Genomic DNA, 17,302 nt, shown 5'->3' on the forward strand with positions numbered 1-17,302 from the left:
AACATTATCCCTTTTACGGATAATGTTTTCTTACAAAATAGCGCTAATGCAAGCTTTTACTCTATCGCACAAAAAAGTTGAAACATTTTTCCAGCACCAACATACGGCAATAAAGATATATCCTCTTCTACAACGATGCCAACAACGTTCACTTTCTCATCTGCAGGTAAATCATGTATAGCAACTTGCATCTCTCCTGCATATCTACCGTACAATTCATTATCAATTGTAACGCTGCCTTTCTTTCTTAAAATTGCATTCATCGGCTGTAAGATCACTTTATTTTCTTCTCGTGATTCTACAGAACGAATGACATCACGCGCTGGATCTAGTCTATTTGTATGCACTTGTTCTACCATTTTTAACACTTCACTTTTCTCTATCAATGGCTCGTATCGCAGCGGAATAATTCCTCTACTCGCACTCGCTATTTCTTGTACACTTTCTATACTTCCGCTTATATCCCCGATTAACACTTTATCGACACCACAATCTTGTACAAGTTCTAAGTACGCTTCAAGCGGGCGCATATAGCGGTGCTTTTCTAACGTTGGTAAACCTTCACATAACGGACCGCGTTTTTCACCATCTCCCGGAATAAATGCCATCGTTTTTATTCCACACTCATGTAAATATTGATTTTGCTGTTGCAAGAAGGACTTTGCTAGTCCTGTTTCTGGACGCGGATAAAAATTATGCCATGCTTCTACATTCTCTACCCGTATCTTTTCAGTGATTAACTCTTTCCAAAATGAATCTGTAATCGTACTCGCATTTAAAGCTACTTTCATTTTATGGGATACACGTGCGATTTCTTTCGGCGTGATGCCATAGTCCATTCGTAAACCAGTAATTCCCCACTCTACTAACTCTTCCACATTTTCGTACGTCATTCCTAAATGGTGTAGCGATTTTGGGGAAACATCAACCATTAATTCCATTTCATTTTCAAGAGCCTGTTTCCCAAGTGTTTGAATTAACTCTTTATACGTATTTGGATCATCTTCTGGTATATGAAGTGATGTAAAAATAGATAAAAATCCGTTTTTCTTCGCTACTTTTAGCCATTCTTCTTGCTTCTTTACTCGTTCTTTTGCAAGGTAAATTGAAACTCCAATCATATGAATCTCCCTTTCTATGAATAAAAAAAGAGAAAGGAATCCCTTTCTCTATATGTTTTCTGCCATTTCTTCTTTAAATCCGAAGAAGTACGTAAAGATGAATCCGAACGTATATGCCACTACTAATCCAAGGAAATATAATAAATATTTATTATCAGCAATTAACGGAATTAATGATAATCCAGATACACCGATTCCGAGTGCAGCTGTTTTCATAACTGCTTGGAATGCACCGCCAACTGCTGCTCCTAAACAAGCTGTAAGAAACGGTTTTCCCAGTGGTAATGTAACCCCGTATAATAACGGTTCACCAATTCCTAAAAATCCAACTGGTAATGCCCCTTTAATTACGTTACGAAGTCGTTTGTTTTTTGTTTTTACAAAAATAGCAATCGCTGCTCCTACTTGCCCAGCGCCAGCCATTGCAAGTACCGGTAATAAAGGCGTTACGTGCGTTTGATTAATAAACTCCATATGAATCGGTGTTAAACCGTGATGTAATCCGACCATAACGAGCGGTAAAAATGTTCCAGCAAGTACTGCTCCCGCAAACGCTCCGCCAATATTTAAAATGCCATTAATTCCGTTTGTAATTCCTTCAGATAAGAAACCTGCTACCGGCTGAATTGCTAACATCGTTACGATACTTACGACTAACACAGTAATAAGCGGCGTTACAATAATATCAACTGCATTTGGTACAGCTTTTCGAACTTGTCTTTCCACTACAACCATAAGCCACGCTGCAAAAATAACTGCAAACAATCCGCCCCGTCCGGGTACGAGCGCTTCACCAAATAACTTTACGTTCGCCATCGCCGGATTGAAAATTAAAATACCAGCAATTGCCCCAAGAACTGGTGTCCCGCCAAACTCTTTCGCTGTATTCCAGCCCACTAAAATGCCTAAGAATGTAAAGATACCGCCGCCAATAAGTAGTAACATTTGTAGCCATGTTGCATTCGAATCAGCGCCTGCGTTTTTCGCAAAGTTAGCAACCCCGTTTATAATACCTGACGCAACAAGACCCGGAATTAACGGAATGAAAATACTTCCTATTTTTCTTAAAAAGTTTTTCACCGGTGTATTATTTTTCTTCTTAATCTCTGACTTCATCTCTTGCCCAAGATCTTCAAGGTGATGATCTGCCACCTCACCAATTCGCAGTCCCGTTAAACCTTCCATCTCTGCTGCTACTTTATTTACCGTTCCCGGACCAACGACAACTTGAAGCGTCTCATCTTCAATAACGCCCATAACCCCTTCAACCTTTTTCAAAAGGTCCATGTTCACTTTACTTTCATCATGAAGCGTTAATCGTAGTCTCGTCATACAATGAGCGATGCCACGAATATTTTTTACTCCCCCAAGTTGCTCCGAAATTTCTTTCGCCATTCTCTCTTCTTTCCTCATAATAGAATCCCCCTCCCTATTATTTATAGTGCCTTCTTCACAAACCCTTTCGCTTCTTTTAGTTTCTTCAGTGCTTCCCCATACTCACACTGCAATAACACCATAACAATCGCAGCTTTCACGTTACGTTCTGCTTTTTCATAATGCTCTGCCGCTACTTCATAACTAACCCCTGTTGCTTCCACAATAATTCGTTTTGATCGTTCTATTAACTTTTCATTCGTAGATTGAACATCTACCATTAAATTTTTATATACTTTTCCAACACCAATCATAGAAGCTGTTGAAATCATATTCAGTACTAATTTTTGCGCTGTACCAGCCTTCAACCGCGTTGAACCTGTTAAAATTTCTGCGCCTGTTTCTACTTCCACATTTAGTTTTGCATATTTACTTATTTCAGCATTTTTATTACAAGAGATACTAGCTGTACTCGCTCCTACGCTATTCGCGTACTTCAAGCCGCCAATTACATAAGGAGTTCGGCCACTTGCCGCAATTCCAATCACTGTATCTTTCTCGTTTAATCCAATACTTTTTAAATCTTCTTCTGCTAACTCTTCGCGATCTTCGGCACCTTCCACCGCTTTAGTAAACGCTTTCAATCCACCTGCTATAAATCCTTGCACCATTTTATCGTCTGTGCCAAATGTCGGCGGACATTCCACTGCGTCCAAAATACCTAATCGGCCACTCGTACCAGCCCCAATGTAAATTAATCGGCCCTCTTCTTCGAAAGATTTAATAACAGTCTGCACAACTTTTTCAATCTGCTCTATTTCATTTTCAACTGCTAATGCAACAGTTCGATCTTCTTCATTCATACTTTGCAAAACTTCTTTTATGCTCATCTCATCTAAATTCATCGTCTTCTCATTGCGATGTTCTGTCGATAAATTTTCTAACATATTCCCACCTACTTTGAAATTTAATTTCATACTTTCATTATAACTTCAAGAAATTTAAAATCAATATCACTTTATTATTTTATGAAATTTCATTTCTTTTCATGACGAATTTATGTCCGTCCGTATGCAAAAAAGATGGGTTTCCCCATCTTCTCATTTCAGCTTCCGTAATCGCAAAGCTTCTTCTCTTGTTTCCATAAATTGATCTAGCACTTTATTACCAATGCGATTAAAGGTAATCACATATAGAGCATCTATCATGTTCAATTGCGTCATTCTTGAAGCAATACTTGCAATACGATGATCTTGTTCTACATCTGGCATACAAAGACGAATATCCGCCTCTTTATATAACGGTGATGATTGATCAAGCTTTGTAATCGCGATAACTGTTGCACCCTGTCTCTTCGCATATTGCGCCATTTCAAGTACATCTTTCGTACGACCAGATGTTGAAATCGCCACAAATATATCGCCTTCTTTTAAATTCGTCACAAGCGGCAACATCATATGAAAATCAGATAGCATCATCGCTGTAAATCCGAGCCTTGTAAATTTATAAGCTCCGTCCATCGCCGGAGTAGCTGATCCGCCTACTCCGTAAAAGATAATTTTATCGGCATTTACAATATGATTTGCAGCTTTTTCAAGTTCTTTTTTATCTATCGCCGTCACGCTCGCCTCAATTGCAGCTTTATTCACATACGTAACTTTATTAAACAAGTCGTACGGGCCATCTTCCGTATTCATCACTGAAAAATCATTAATATTATAATCAGCAATCGTTAATTCACGAACGAGAGCGATTTTAAATGCTTTAAAGCTCCCAATCCCAATCGACTTACAAAAACGAACAACACTCGCCTCACTTGCGCCTGCATTCGTTGACACTTCTTTCGTCGTTAAGTTCGGAACAATCTCTGCATTCTCCATTATGTACATGGCAACCTTCTTTTCAGCTGGTGAAAATTGATCCATATTACTTTCAATTTTAAATAGTAATGTTGAAGCTTTCACTATTTAACCTCCACTTCTTACGGTTGCGTTCACTGATTTTCTCTTGCTTCAAGAAGGTAAAAACCATCATCGCCAGGAGGATGAAACACATTTACAATGCGATTCCCTTTTTGATAAACAGTTCTTTCCCCTTCTGTCCACTTCTTTTCCCAACCGTTCATCCAAATCGCAACATCAGGTAAAAAAGCAGTATATTTCAGCTTCTGATCGTACTCACCATCTGCTTCTTCCGAGAAAATAGAAACCGGAAAATCTTTCACTTTTGATTCTTTCCATGCAGTAAATGGTATGCACAATAAAAGAAGTATAATTACACCTATAATCTTTCCCTTCGTAATCCTCAAACACATCCCTCTCCTTGTCATATCACATACATAGATTTTACCATAATTACAAACCTTTCATGCCACATGACTATTGCTTTTCCAATAAAAAAAAAGCTTACCCACATCAGATAAGCTCTTCCTCTCTATACAAAATACTTCTTCAAAAGCGGCGGGGTAATAATCGTTGTCAATATAACAACAATAACAATCGCTGTGAAATTTTCTTTCGCTAATAAATTCGCCGTAAGTCCATTCGCTGCGATGATAAGTGCTACTTCTCCGCGCGACACCATTCCCGCACCGATACTAATAGAAGATTGAAGGTTGAATCCTGTTAACCTTGCTCCTAAACCTGAACCAATTAACTTTGTGAAAATCGCAATAAGCGTCATGATGATAATGAACCAAAGCTGGCTTCCGATACCTTGAAATGTAATTTCCATTCCGATACTTACGAAGAACACCGGTACAAATATTGCATAAGCAATCGGTTCAATTTTATGTTCTACTTCGTGCTTATACTCTGTTTGAGAAATGGCAATTCCGGCTGCAAATGCTCCAATAATGCCTGCAATTCCCATCATTTCACTGTAATAAGAAAAAGAGAAGCAAATAATAAGAGCCGCGCTAATTAACGCTTCTGTTACACGAAGCGGCACGAGCATTTTCATAATCCAAGGAACAACTTTCCATGCAATAAAAACAATGCTAACAAAGAAGATAATTTTCTTTACGATAACAAGTGTTATATTCACATCTTGCGTTCCTAAAAAGCTCATAACAAACGCTAATAAAATAACGACGATGACGTCATCAAATACGGCAGCACCTAAAATCGTTGTACTTTCTCTCGTATTCATTTTCCCTAAATCTCTTAGCGTCTGCACTGTAATACTAACTGACGTTGCGCAAAGTAATAATCCTAAAAAAATGGCATGAGATTGTATTAATCCAAACAGCAATCCTGTTACATAACCACCGATGAAAGGAAAAATAATTCCACCAGCTGCTACTGCAAATGATGATTTCAAATTCCGATTTAGTTCTTCTAAATCTGTTTCAAGTCCAGCCATAAACATAAGGAGTAAAACACCAATCTCACTCAGCTCATCAATCAGTTCAGAACTATTTATAATACCAAGTACAGCTGGACCGATAATAATACCGATAATTAATTTACCAAGTACAGAAGGCTGGCCAAGCCTCACGCTAATATCACCAGCTAATTTCGTACAAAGTAAAATGACGACAAGTTCAAAATAAAATAACATAACATCTTCTCCTACTTTAACTTTAATCAGTGGGGCGTTAACCCTCGTCCATTCCTGCAAGTAGTTTCTCCTATTCATCCGCATTTTATTTGTCATATTTTTATTTGACAAAATATTCTGAATTATATTAAGATTAATCCAGCAATTTTAAAAAACTACGCACCATAACTGTACCTCCATTTCCTTACATACTCTTTTCTAGTGGGCTCATACTACATTCGCAGTTATGGAAATGAAAAACGGGGGGAGAGTCCAAAGTGAAATCATTATTACGAAAAAAGGCGATTACTACTGAATCACCACGACAACTACAAAGAACATTAACCGCACTTGATTTAACGTTTTTAGGAATTGGCGCCGTAATTGGGACAGGGATATTTGTATTAACAGGTATTGTTGCAGCGAAACATTCTGGTCCTGGTATTATGCTATCATTTCTTATTGCTGCATTTACTTGTGCTTGTGTAGCCTTTTGTTATGCCGAATTTGCTTCTTCTATTCCTGTCTCAGGAAGTGTGTATACTTACGCATACATGACAGTCGGTGAAGTCGTCGCCTTCATCGTCGGATGGTGTTTAATGCTCGAATATTTACTTGCCGTTGCAGCAGTAGCTGTCGGTTGGTCTGGTTATTTACAATCTTTACTACAAGGATTTAACGTCCATCTTCCCGCCATAATCGCCTCGGCTCCTGGCGTAGGAAAAGGTGGTCTCATTGATTTACCAGCTGTTTGTATTTTACTACTCATTACTGGACTTTTAAGTTTTGGTATACGCGAAAGCGCACGCATTAATAATATTATGGTTCTTATTAAGTTAGCCGTTATTATCGCCTTTATCGTAGCAGGTGCAAAATATGTAAAACCTGAAAATTGGACACCGTTCATCCCATTCGGATATGACGGTATTATTACTGGGGCTGCTACTGTATTCTTCGCCTTCTTAGGATTTGATGCAATCGCAACCGCTGCGGAAGAAACGAAAAAACCACAGCGTGATTTACCAATCGGCATTATTGGCTCTCTTCTTATTTGCACTGTTTTATATATGATCGTATCTTTCGTTTTAACAGGTATGGTTCCTTATACACAATTAGATGTTTCTGATCCAGTTGCATTTGCCTTACATTTCGTTGGCGAGGATACAATTGCAGGACTACTCGCTGTTGGAGCGATGACTGGAATGACAACCGTTCTCTTAGTCGTTATGTATGGACAAGTTCGCGTTTCGTATGCGATGAGCCGTGACGGTTTACTTCCAAAAGCGTTAGCACGTGTAAATAAAAGAGTGAAAATCCCTTTATTAAACACATGGATTACTGGTGTTGTTGCCGCTTTATTAGCAGGACTTTTAGATCTGCACGTATTAGCGAATTTAGTAAACATCGGGACATTAACAGCCTTCACATTCGTTTGCTGCGCAGTACTTATTTTACGAAAAACACACCCTGACTTAAAACGCGGATTCCGCACACCTTTCGTACCTGTACTACCAGTTGTCGCAATTCTTTGCTGCTTATATTTAATGATCAATTTGTCTAAAACAACATGGATTAGCTTTGCCGTTTGGCTTATAGTCGGATTATGCTTCTATTTCTTCTATTCTAGAAAGCATAGCCATTTAGCTACCGAAAAAACGAATGATGAACAGAAAAAAGCATAACAAAATAGCTCGCCGTTTTAGCGGCGAGCTATTTTTCTGTACTATTATATTTTTTCGTTAACGATTGTAAAATGAAAAATATGCCGATGCAAGCTGTAAACGATGCCCAATTTCCTATTGGCGTTGCGTATTTCACAATTCCAATACCTACAAGTAATAGGAAAATAATCACCTGATATATGAGCTTCCACTTTTGCATATATTCCCTCCTTTACTTCGTTCCCTTCTTTTTCTTCTTCCATGCATTTAAACTATCAAAGAAGAAATTAATAAATAACGTGCCTAAACCCGCTAATAAAAACGTCATTAAAAATAGAACCCATATACTTTTTTCTTTTAAGAAATAATATCCTACAAGGAGCACAACCGCGATCCATACATATTCAAGAATTCTTTTTAGCTTTTTCTCTTCCAAATTATTCGCTCCTTCATTCTATGCTATTTTTAGTATAACAAAAAAGAAGCCTATCATGATAAGCTTCTTTTCTTCTCTCTTATTTGTTTATGCTTTTTTCAACAAGTGAAATCGTATACTCTAATGTACGATTCATCGTTTCTACTTGTGCATCCTTTACTTTTACATCTTTCACTACAGCTTCGGCCACTGTAATTTTTTGACTCAGTGCTTTCACTGAACCGTCCGTTACATTTGCAGCTTGCGCTTTTTTCACTACTGCTTTTGCAGATTCAATATTGATTTGTAATTTTTCTTTCGGTGTTTTCGGTTGTTCTACTACTTTAGATTGTACAAATGTTACATTAGCTGTTTTTAATTCGTTATACGTTTGAACGATTTGCTCTCCCGTACTCCCTACATTTTCAAATGCTTGCTTTGCATTATTATAGCTTTTCTCTAATTCTTGAAATGCTTCCTTTGAATATTGACCTGGCTTATCACCAAACTCATACGTACCAGCTAGCACTTCTTTTACTTTTCCAAGCTCTTCAAATAACGCATTTACTTGCTCTAATTTCGTACGGTTAGAAAACTCATTGTACGCCGCTAATACTTCTGAAGAACTTAACGCTTTACTATATAATCTTGCAAGCGCGATTTGTCCATTTAACGGAATACCGCCATTTCCATTGCTATCAGGATCCGCTCCAAATGCAAATGGTACGTTCGGATGAGACACTTTCCCTTTAGCTGGTTGGCTATTTACTTTTTTACCATCGACATAAATAGCTACTTCACTTCCGTTATACGTTCCTGTTAAGTGATATGTTTTATTTGCTTCTAATTGAACACCAACGCGTTTATAACTGCCACCAATATGAGCCCACAATTCAACATTTCCACTTCCTGTAGATTCAAAACCAATTCCGCCGCTCTCTGTATTTTGTAAAATACCTTGTCCGCGAATTTCATTCATTGAAAATACAGTTTCTAGCGTGAACGTATTTGCTACTTTCTCTTTTTGTGCTGCTGAAAATGGAAGGTATCCAAATGTATTAGCTTGTCCATTCAATTTCATTACATTTGTTTTTAAAGCTTTATCGTATGCAATAGATACATTTCCTTTCACATCGCCCTTCGTTCCAAACGATGAGTTATCTTTAAATGTACCATCTAAGAAATTCACATCAAAAACATCTGCCTTTGGCACTTTTACATTCGGATCAATATTATCTTTTTTCGTAGTAACTTCTGCCGTTAACGGCTGCGCACTTTCATTACCGAACGAATCGATTGCAACTACTTCAAGCGTATATGTTTTTCCACCATCTAATCCTGCAAGCGTAAACGTAAGATCTTTTGGCACTGGATCACGATAAAACTCTGAGAATGCTAACAATTTATTCTTTATTTCGCCCGTTTGCTTATCTCTAGCTTGTACACGATAAGAGTGAACAAGAAGGTTATCCAGCGCTTGTGGGAATGTTACTGTTGCTGCATTTTCTGTTACATTTGATACAGCGAGCTTTGCATCCTTAGCAAAGTAAGGTTTTTCTTTATCACGATCTTCTACATGTGTAAAAGTTTCTTTCTTTGCTGGTAATTTAATTTTCCAAGGCTCACCTGTCCAAGAATTTGTATGGAAATCACGACGGTTAATCGTTACTTCTTCATCATCTACTTCTACTAATAAACCTTGGCTTAATGTACTAGCTCCTGGCGGGATATTCCCCTGTACTTTACCACCTTCAACTTCCATGTAACTTATAGAAGATGTACCAACGGATGTAAAGTCTTTTTGATGAATCGATCTTGGATCATCTAGCGGATAATGTGAATGACCTGAAAACGTAATAGCCTGCGGATATTCTTTTAATACCGCATTAATTTTTGCACTATCTTGTGTTCCCCATTCATGACTACCGTATACTGTCTCTTTAATGTGTTGATGTAAAAATACGAAAATCGGTTTTTCTGGGTCATCTTTTTGTGCTTTCGCCATCTCTTCTTTTAACCAATTAATTTGCTTGTCTGAATAATATCCGTGTGTTGTCCCATTTTCTGGCGACATAACAAGGAAGTGATACCCTTTCACCACTTTATGATAATAAATCGATTCCATTCCTGTTTTTTCTAAGAAACGCTTCTGTGCGCCCTCTACAGATAAACCGTTCCAATAATCATGGTTACCAAGAGAATTCATTCGCACGGCATCTTTATTTGCATTTTCATTATACACTTGCATGAAACGATCATATTGTTGTACCGATCCTGAATCAGTAAAATCTCCCACAATTACAAACGCATCTTGTTTAGGTGCAAGTGTATTTAGTTGCTCGATTGCTCTTTTCCAGCGAAACGTATCATCTGTTCCACTATTCTTAATATGTACATCACTTACAACCGGAAAAACGATCTTCTTCTCACTCGGTGCCTTTTCTTGCTTCTTCTCTTCCGCTTTAACTGATGTACCCCACGGAAATGATACAAATGCTAATACAAAAACCATTAATAATCCAATAAGACCTTTTACTTTGCGTAAAGCAGTTCTGTCCACGTGTATCCTCCTCATAATAATCGATTCATTACAAGGGCTATTTTATCTAAAGCATATTAATGTCGTTTAAATAATAAATGAATTTTATTAGATTCTTGTAAATATACAGTTAATTAAAGGTTAAGTCCAACATTCTTCTTACTATTGTGTATACAACCACTTTTTGTCTAAAAGAGTCTGAGCATTCTTTTCCCATGTTTATTCACATATAATCTTTTCTATAACATGAATAATAATTTAAGTTTTAAGCCTGTTAGACAATCTTAATTTTTAACATTTCCTTCTTTTTTTAACACATCGGCCATGCTTCTACATTTAATAGTAGTAAAAGACTACTTAAAAAGGAGGGGGTTGTATTGAAGAATAAAAAAAACATTGGCTGTTTTGCTCCTTTGTCTATCATTTGCCCAGATCCTTGTCCACCTCCCCCTCCTCCAGATCCAGATTGCGAGCGAGTAACAAATGAATTTGCAGGAAATTTCCTTATAACGAATAACAACATTCCCTCCGCCAAAGATGAATCGCAATCGATGATAATGTGGCAAAGTGATGGAATGCTGCCCCTGAGCACTCACAAGACATAGTTGTTTCCCCTCTCTTTTATATTCCCTATATGTGTATGTCCCTCAGAGTCTTTTGCCTGTACGATTCATCTATTTTCAAAAAATATACAAATATCAATGACTAGATAGATTCCGTGCTGTTCCTTTTTTTCATAAATTTATAGGTTAATATACCACCGACAACGATAACGACGACTAGTAATATCGGTAGCATATATTGCCCCACAACATCCGCCGCTTTTTCCCAATGCGGACCTAATTTCATTCCAAAATAGACATATAAAGTTGTTAACGGGAACATTGCTACAAATGTATATATACTAAATTTCCATATGTTCATTTTCGCCATACCACATGGAACAGAAATAAGCGTTCGAACGCCAGGTACAAAGCGTCCAACAAATGCTACAACTGATCCATATTTCTCAAAGAAATCATCTGCTTTTTGAATTTGTTCTTCTTTAATAAAGAAGTATTTCCCGTACTTTATTAATAGAGGACGACCACCGTAATAACCGAGTGCGTATAACGTTAACGGTCCTGTCGTTCCGCCAAGTGTTCCAGCTAATACAGCTAGCCAAAAATTCATATCCCCCTCATACACCCAATATCCAACCATAGGCAAAACGACTTCTGCGGGAATAAATTCAAACGTTAAAGCCAATACAACTCCAAAATAAGAAAACTGCTTTAAAAACTCAATTATATCTACAATAATTTGCTCCATATTTTAACTCCTATCCTACGTTCACATTATGCTTTTCTTGTAATTGAACTGGCGCCATTTTTACAATTCGGTTCAAAATAAATAACACAATCCCAATATCATCTAAAATACCGATGAACGGTAAGAAGTCTGGAATTAAATCGAGCGGCATCGCTACATAACCAACTAAAAAAGCAATGGATAAGATTTTCTTCTTTATTGAAACCTCTTTTGAAGTAAAAAAGTCAAATAGGAATGGAACAAATCGGCGAACATGAAATACAACTCTTAATCTACTAATAAGTTTTTTCATTTTTATATCTCCTCTCCTTGTATACAAAAAGGCCCCTACCAAATATGGTAAGGGTCCTAAAAAAGACAATAAGGGGCCTTTACCATTGCTGGTAAAGGTCTCACTAACAACGAAACGTTGCCAATAAAGCCGAGGGTTTCTCCCTGTAATGACGACTTTACTGTAATAAGTTACTCCCCTTTATATACACAATTTTATACAATCACATTAAAATATTTTAGAGGGCTTGTCAATATATTTTATATTCCAATCCCTTCTGCTTACCCTTCCATAAAAAACAAAAAACGCATAGGAAATTTCTTACTATCTCATAATATACATAATCATTTTTGAATGAAAGGAGAGGCTTCATTTGCATACAGTATGGAAAGGTGCACTTTCACTTGGACTATTAAATATAGGAATTAAACTATATAGCGCCGTAGATGAAAACGATATAAAATTTTTAAGCCTCCATAAAGAATGCTTAACACCTATTAAATATAAAAAATTCGCTCCCGATTGTACAGATGAAGAAGTCGATGATAAAGATATTGTAAAAGCCTATGAATACGCACCTCATAAGTACATTATTATGGATGAAAAAGAATTATCTGCGTTGCAAAAAGCTCACGAACCACGATCTATTCGTATTATATCTTTTATCCAAAATAACGAAATTGATTCTGTTCTCTATGATCGTTCTTATTTTATAGGCCCTACTCCAGGACACGAAAAATCGTATCTATTATTAAAAGAAGCTCTTGAACGTACGAATAAACTTGGTCTTATCCATATTTCCATTAGAAAAAAACAACATTTAGCTATTATCCGTAACTTTGAAGATGGACTTATGTTGCAAACTATTCACTACCCTAATGAAATTCGCGATATAACAAATACGCCTAACTTACCAAGTAATGAAAATTATCCTATCCAAAAACAAGAACTCACCGCAGCTATTAATTTAATTCACCACCTTACAAATCCTTTTGAACAAGAAATGTATACAGATGAGTATAAAGAAGCCCTTACCGAATTAATCGAAGAGAAAATTGAACAACAAGAAAAAACGGAAACAATCTCTCCTACTCCAAACATCATCAATATCATGGAGACATTACAGGCAAGTATTGAACAAGCAAAAATAAAAAGAGAAAATAAAACAGAAAAAGAGGCCAAATAAAATTGACCTCTTTTTCTTTAAAGCGGATTACATTTCGGCATTTCAAGTCCAGATGATTGGGCTAATTTTAATAAATAATAACATTCTTCTCTTGCCATATGATCTGCCATTCTCGCTGATAATGCACTTAATATTTCATTTGATAACTCCAATTCTTCCACTTCATGTAAAAAATGCGAAAATAATTTTAATTCAAGTGAAACATCTTTTGTAAACTTCTTTAATGCAGGAAAATGATGAAGCTCTGTTCTTAAATACCCCGTCATTTCAACTGCCTTCAAATAAAACTGTTCAAAGTGCTTCTCGAATTCTTCACTTTTCTCTTTTAATCTTTTTTCAACAAGATCTAACCCACCAGAAATAGAGCCTGCATGACCAGCTGCATCTGTTAACCAAACGAGATGATAATGCAGTTCATGAAAAACAGGTGGAATTTCCCCCTTCTTCAAAAACTCTAAAACCGTTATATACTCTTCCACTTCGTTTACCATATGATTAATAAAAGTCGGCGTAAAATGAATAGTAATTTTTCCTTCCAACTGTTTCTGTATAATATTTAATTTAAACATTCGTATTTCCTTAGCGGCTTGTTCCGCCTCTTTGGAAAATGCCACAAGATTCACATTACGAACTTTATTTAACAGATTCGTAAATGTTTCAACAAAATAAGTAGCTTTTTTTATATCTTCTTTTTCCTTTGGGGCTAACGCATCAAGTAAAAATTGCGAATGATCACTCAGCACTTTTAGCCAAAATTGATGCTCAAACAACGCACTTTCTTCATAATTTCTCTCCACCAAATCCCCTCCGTTTATTCATCCTTCTCCACCACTTGAAGTTTATATCCATCTGGGTCTTGTACTACAATACTCCTCGCACATTCATTTTCTGTATATAAAATTTCATAAAACGCTAGCTTCTTTTTCAATTTCTCTATGTTAGAAATCGTAAATGTTAAAGCCTCACATGAATCTGTAACACTTTTTTCCCGCCCACCTAACATGCGATTCATGACAAAACTAATTCTCGTTGAATCAGAATCATACCAAACCCCCGTTACATCTAATTGTGGTCTTTCTAAACTAGGTTTGATTCCTAAAATCCCTTCGTAAAAATACAACGTTTCCTTTAAGTTTTTCACTTCCAATACAACGAATTGTTTCACAGTCTCCACATTCATTCCCCCCGTACCTATTACTTTTTTATATGTGTCATAAATGCTCATTATGTCTGAATACAATATGTAGTAATGAACATGTAAGGAGGTTTATTCGTGAATAAATATATGAGATCATTCGTGCCCTATCATAGTCCTCAAGATCCTTGCCCTCCTATCGGAAAAAAATATTACTCTACTCCTCCTAATTTATTTTTAGGCTTTCAACCGCCAAACTTACCACAATTCACGCCAAAAGAAGCGCTACAAAAAGGGACTTTATGGCCTGTTTTTTATGACTATTATGAAAATCCTTATAAAAAAGGGCGGTGACTACTGACGTGACTCAATCGCTACCAGAAGAATATTATCAGCTGTTACTGGAGCTTCAAGAACTAGACTTTGTACTAGTCGAACTCACTCTTTATTTAGATACACATCCAGATGACACTGCTGCTATTAATCAATTTAATGACTTTTCCTATAAACGAAGAGTATTAAAACAAAAAATGGAAGAAAAATACGGGCCACTCCAACAGTTTGGAAATAGCTATTCTAATGCCCCTTGGGAATGGAGCAAAGGTCCTTGGCCATGGCAAATATAAAGGAGAGAAACTATGTGGATTTATGAAAAAAAATTACAATACCCTGTTAAAGTAGGAACTTGCAATCCAGCACTTGCAAAATTATTAATTGAACAATACGGCGGTGCAGATGGAGAATTAGCTGCTGCACTCCGTTACTTAAATCAACGTTATACAATTCCTGACAAAGTCATTGGCCTACTTACTGATATTGGTACAGAAGAATTTGCTCACCTTGAAATGATTGCTACAATGGTTTATAAGCTGACGAAAGATGCGACTCCTGAACAAATGAAAGCTGCTGGTCTTGACCCTCATTACGCTGATCATGATAGTGCACTCCACTACCATAACGCTGCCGGTGTTCCATTTACTGCAACCTATATACAAGCTAAAGGTGATCCAATTGCCGACCTATACGAGGATATTGCGGCTGAAGAAAAAGCACGCGCAACATATCAATGGCTTATTAACTTATCAGATGATCCAGATATAAATGACAGCTTGCGCTTTTTACGTGAACGAGAAATCGTCCATTCACAACGTTTCCGAGAAGCGGTTGAAATTTTAAAAGAAGAACGTGATAAAAAAATATTTTTTTAAAACACGTATCCTAGGGATATGTGTTTTTTTACGCTATAAGTTAAATCCTTCCTATTAAACATATAAATAGTATATTTATTCGATTTAATGCATTATTTTTTAATTTTTTCAAAATTCCCTATTGCTTTCTAGTCATCAGACCTTTAAAATAATAACAGTTACTCGACAAATTATTTGAATTTTCGACAAAAACACTCATTAGGAGGATTTTCTTTATATGCGTACAACTTTAAAACCAGCGCAAATACTTTCGATTAGTTTACTACTATTCGCAGTTTTCTTCGGTGCTGGTAATATGATTTTCCCGCCCCTTCTCGGCCTTTCTTCCGGAGAAAATATGTGGATTTCCATTACAGGATTTATTATTACAGACGTCGGTTTATCTTTACTAGCTATCGTCGCTGTTGCCCTTGCCGGTGGTAGTTTTAACACTTTAGCAAGCCGTGTTCACCCAAAATTCGCAGCAATATTTGCTATCATTATTTATCTTTCAATCGGCCCACTATTTGTTATTCCACGAACTGGATCTGTATCTTACGAAATTGGGATTGCACCACTTTTCCCAGACCAATGGTACTCTATGTTAATCTTTAGTGCGATTTTCTTTACAGTCGTCTACTTCTTATCATTAAATCCATCAAAATTAGTAGATCATATCGGAAAAATATTAACACCAATTTTACTTGGAATTATTGCCATTATGGCAACAAAAGCGATTCTTTCACCAGGAACATTTGCAGAACCTGTTGGTGACTATAAAGAAATTCCGTTTTTCAAAGGATTTCTTGAAGGATTTTTAACGTTAGATGCAATCGGTGCACTCGTACTATCAACGATTGTTGTAAATGCAATTCGCCAAAATGGTATACAAGAGAAGAAATCAATTGCGAAATATACAATTATTTGCGGAAGCATTGCCGCTCTATTTTTAACAATTGTGTACTTCTTACTCGGTTATATCGGGGCTTCAAACGGCAACTTAGGACAATTCGAGAACGGTGGTCAACTATTAGCAACTGTTATGTATCACTTCTTTGGGACAAGCGGTAATGTTTTATTAAGCATCGCCATTATCTTCGCTTGTTTAACGACAGCAATTGGTGTTGTAAGTGCATTCGCCAACTATTTTGCAACAGTACTAACAAACGTTTCCTACAAAAAGCTCGTACTATACGTTTGTATTTTTAGCTTCGTGATTTCAAACTTAGGATTAAGTTTATTAATCAAAATTACATTACCTGTATTAATTATTTTATATCCAATTACAATCATTTTAATTTTCGTATCATTTATTGATAAATATACGAAACGTAAACCTTCTGTCTACATCGGGGCAATGATCGCAGCATTCCTTATTAGTTGTATTCATGCACTTGATAATGTGGGAATGATACCAAACTTTATTGCTAATATTGTACACACCATTCCTTTTTATAACTTAGGAATCGGTTGGATCGTTCCAGCAATAATTGGTGGTATAATCGGATACTTTATTCCGCAAACAGAAGCTGAAGGCGAAGTTTCTACAAAATAAAGAACAG

Annotated in this window: 20 protein-coding genes; 6 read left to right on the forward strand and 14 right to left on the reverse strand. The window is 36.6% G+C overall.

What is annotated here, in order from left to right; all coding sequences use genetic code 11:
* Positions 1 to 56: 56 nt before the first annotated feature.
* The 6 genes from RCJ96_RS10555 to RCJ96_RS10580 form a co-directional block, all read right to left on the reverse strand.
* Positions 57 to 1,121 carry a DUF871 domain-containing protein gene (locus RCJ96_RS10555; protein WP_074608999.1) on the reverse strand — a complete coding sequence of 355 codons (1,065 nt, stop codon included), beginning with the start codon at positions 1,119 to 1,121 and terminating at the stop codon, positions 57 to 59.
* Positions 1,122 to 1,169: 48 nt separating this feature from the next.
* Entirely contained in the window at positions 1,170 to 2,534 is a 1,365-nt protein-coding gene (locus RCJ96_RS10560) for a PTS transporter subunit EIIC (RefSeq protein WP_446699783.1), read from the reverse strand.
* A gap of 23 nt (positions 2,535 to 2,557) precedes the next feature.
* Positions 2,558 to 3,442: an N-acetylmuramic acid 6-phosphate etherase gene (gene murQ / locus RCJ96_RS10565; protein WP_074608995.1), complete on the reverse strand. Its 885-nt coding sequence runs from the start codon at positions 3,440 to 3,442 to the stop codon at positions 2,558 to 2,560.
* 153 nt (positions 3,443 to 3,595) lie between these two features.
* Positions 3,596 to 4,459, reverse strand: a complete 864-nt coding sequence (locus tag RCJ96_RS10570) for a MurR/RpiR family transcriptional regulator (RefSeq protein WP_270794824.1) — start codon at positions 4,457 to 4,459, stop codon at positions 3,596 to 3,598.
* A gap of 29 nt (positions 4,460 to 4,488) precedes the next feature.
* Positions 4,489 to 4,803 carry a hypothetical protein gene (locus RCJ96_RS10575; RefSeq protein ID WP_001223244.1) on the reverse strand — a complete coding sequence of 105 codons (315 nt, stop codon included), beginning with the start codon at positions 4,801 to 4,803 and terminating at the stop codon, positions 4,489 to 4,491.
* Between the two features lie 125 nt (positions 4,804 to 4,928).
* Positions 4,929 to 6,134: a cation:proton antiporter gene (locus RCJ96_RS10580; protein WP_117611429.1), complete on the reverse strand. Its 1,206-nt coding sequence runs from the start codon at positions 6,132 to 6,134 to the stop codon at positions 4,929 to 4,931.
* Between the two features lie 179 nt (positions 6,135 to 6,313).
* Between RCJ96_RS10580 and RCJ96_RS10585 the strand changes: the two genes are divergently transcribed.
* Complete coding sequence (locus tag RCJ96_RS10585; RefSeq protein ID WP_103141912.1) at positions 6,314 to 7,717, forward strand: amino acid permease; 1,404 nt, start codon at positions 6,314 to 6,316, stop codon at positions 7,715 to 7,717.
* Between the two features lie 28 nt (positions 7,718 to 7,745).
* On the opposite strand, the gene RCJ96_RS10590 is transcribed toward RCJ96_RS10585, so the two are convergent.
* The 6 genes from RCJ96_RS10590 to RCJ96_RS10615 all read right to left on the reverse strand — a co-directional run bounded on the left by RCJ96_RS10590 (position 7,746) and on the right by RCJ96_RS10615 (position 12,253).
* Entirely contained in the window at positions 7,746 to 7,916 is a 171-nt protein-coding gene (locus RCJ96_RS10590; protein WP_001174836.1) for a hypothetical protein, read from the reverse strand.
* Between the two features lie 12 nt (positions 7,917 to 7,928).
* Entirely contained in the window at positions 7,929 to 8,132 is a 204-nt protein-coding gene (locus RCJ96_RS10595; protein ID WP_000391504.1) for a hypothetical protein, read from the reverse strand.
* A gap of 79 nt (positions 8,133 to 8,211) precedes the next feature.
* Positions 8,212 to 10,671: a LamG-like jellyroll fold domain-containing protein gene (locus RCJ96_RS10600; protein ID WP_416504280.1), complete on the reverse strand. Its 2,460-nt coding sequence runs from the start codon at positions 10,669 to 10,671 to the stop codon at positions 8,212 to 8,214.
* 289 nt (positions 10,672 to 10,960) lie between these two features.
* Entirely contained in the window at positions 10,961 to 11,173 is a 213-nt protein-coding gene (locus tag RCJ96_RS10605; protein ID WP_244294700.1) for a hypothetical protein, read from the reverse strand.
* Positions 11,174 to 11,355: 182 nt separating this feature from the next.
* The gene (locus tag RCJ96_RS10610) at positions 11,356 to 11,961 is read right to left on the reverse strand and encodes a DedA family protein (protein WP_446699784.1); all 606 of its coding nucleotides are present in this window, start codon (positions 11,959 to 11,961) and stop codon (positions 11,356 to 11,358) included.
* A gap of 10 nt (positions 11,962 to 11,971) precedes the next feature.
* Positions 11,972 to 12,253: a YkvA family protein gene (locus RCJ96_RS10615; RefSeq protein ID WP_000733844.1), complete on the reverse strand. Its 282-nt coding sequence runs from the start codon at positions 12,251 to 12,253 to the stop codon at positions 11,972 to 11,974.
* A gap of 352 nt (positions 12,254 to 12,605) precedes the next feature.
* Between RCJ96_RS10615 and ku the strand changes: the two genes are divergently transcribed.
* Positions 12,606 to 13,418, forward strand: coding sequence for a non-homologous end joining protein Ku (ku, locus tag RCJ96_RS10620; RefSeq protein WP_416504281.1), 813 nt, complete (start codon positions 12,606 to 12,608; stop codon positions 13,416 to 13,418).
* A gap of 17 nt (positions 13,419 to 13,435) precedes the next feature.
* On the opposite strand, the gene RCJ96_RS10625 is transcribed toward ku, so the two are convergent.
* The gene (locus RCJ96_RS10625; protein ID WP_416504282.1) at positions 13,436 to 14,215 is read right to left on the reverse strand and encodes a DUF2935 domain-containing protein; all 780 of its coding nucleotides are present in this window, start codon (positions 14,213 to 14,215) and stop codon (positions 13,436 to 13,438) included.
* A gap of 14 nt (positions 14,216 to 14,229) precedes the next feature.
* Positions 14,230 to 14,658 carry a VOC family protein gene (locus RCJ96_RS10630; protein WP_416504283.1) on the reverse strand — a complete coding sequence of 143 codons (429 nt, stop codon included), beginning with the start codon at positions 14,656 to 14,658 and terminating at the stop codon, positions 14,230 to 14,232.
* A 33-nt stretch (positions 14,659 to 14,691) separates the two neighbouring features.
* Here RCJ96_RS10630 and RCJ96_RS10635 point away from each other — a divergent pair, with 33 nt between their 5' ends.
* The 4 genes from RCJ96_RS10635 to brnQ2 all read left to right on the forward strand — a co-directional run bounded on the left by RCJ96_RS10635 (position 14,692) and on the right by brnQ2 (position 17,295).
* Positions 14,692 to 14,907, forward strand: coding sequence for a spore coat associated protein CotJA (locus tag RCJ96_RS10635; RefSeq protein ID WP_001046260.1), 216 nt, complete (start codon positions 14,692 to 14,694; stop codon positions 14,905 to 14,907).
* Positions 14,908 to 14,915: 8 nt separating this feature from the next.
* The gene (locus RCJ96_RS10640; protein ID WP_000194492.1) at positions 14,916 to 15,179 is read left to right on the forward strand and encodes a spore coat protein CotJB; all 264 of its coding nucleotides are present in this window, start codon (positions 14,916 to 14,918) and stop codon (positions 15,177 to 15,179) included.
* Between the two features lie 12 nt (positions 15,180 to 15,191).
* Entirely contained in the window at positions 15,192 to 15,761 is a 570-nt protein-coding gene (gene cotJC, locus RCJ96_RS10645; protein WP_000265273.1) for a spore coat protein CotJC, read from the forward strand.
* A gap of 217 nt (positions 15,762 to 15,978) precedes the next feature.
* Complete coding sequence (brnQ2, locus tag RCJ96_RS10650) at positions 15,979 to 17,295, forward strand: branched-chain amino acid transport system II carrier protein BrnQ2 (RefSeq protein ID WP_416504284.1); 1,317 nt, start codon at positions 15,979 to 15,981, stop codon at positions 17,293 to 17,295.
* Positions 17,296 to 17,302: the final 7 nt, after the last annotated feature.

It is taken from the genome of Bacillus sp. BSL6 (assembly GCF_052928345.1).

Coding starts and splice junctions, on each gene's coding strand:
- RCJ96_RS10555 (WP_074608999.1), bottom strand. CDS start 1,121: ATGATTGGAGTTTCAATTTACCTTGCAAAAGAACGAGTAAAGAAGCAA.
- RCJ96_RS10560 (WP_446699783.1), bottom strand. CDS start 2,534: ATGAGGAAAGAAGAGAGAATGGCGAAAGAAATTTCGGAGCAACTTGGG.
- murQ (WP_074608995.1), bottom strand. CDS start 3,442: ATGTTAGAAAATTTATCGACAGAACATCGCAATGAGAAGACGATGAAT.
- RCJ96_RS10580 (WP_117611429.1), bottom strand. CDS start 6,134: ATGAATAGGAGAAACTACTTGCAGGAATGGACGAGGGTTAACGCCCCA.
- RCJ96_RS10590 (WP_001174836.1), bottom strand. CDS start 7,916: ATGCAAAAGTGGAAGCTCATATATCAGGTGATTATTTTCCTATTACTT.
- RCJ96_RS10605 (WP_244294700.1), bottom strand. CDS start 11,173: ATGTTGTTATTCGTTATAAGGAAATTTCCTGCAAATTCATTTGTTACT.
- RCJ96_RS10610 (WP_446699784.1), bottom strand. CDS start 11,961: ATGGAGCAAATTATTGTAGATATAATTGAGTTTTTAAAGCAGTTTTCT.
- RCJ96_RS10615 (WP_000733844.1), bottom strand. CDS start 12,253: ATGAAAAAACTTATTAGTAGATTAAGAGTTGTATTTCATGTTCGCCGA.
- cotJC (WP_000265273.1), top strand. CDS start 15,192: ATGTGGATTTATGAAAAAAAATTACAATACCCTGTTAAAGTAGGAACT.
- brnQ2 (WP_416504284.1), top strand. CDS start 15,979: ATGCGTACAACTTTAAAACCAGCGCAAATACTTTCGATTAGTTTACTA.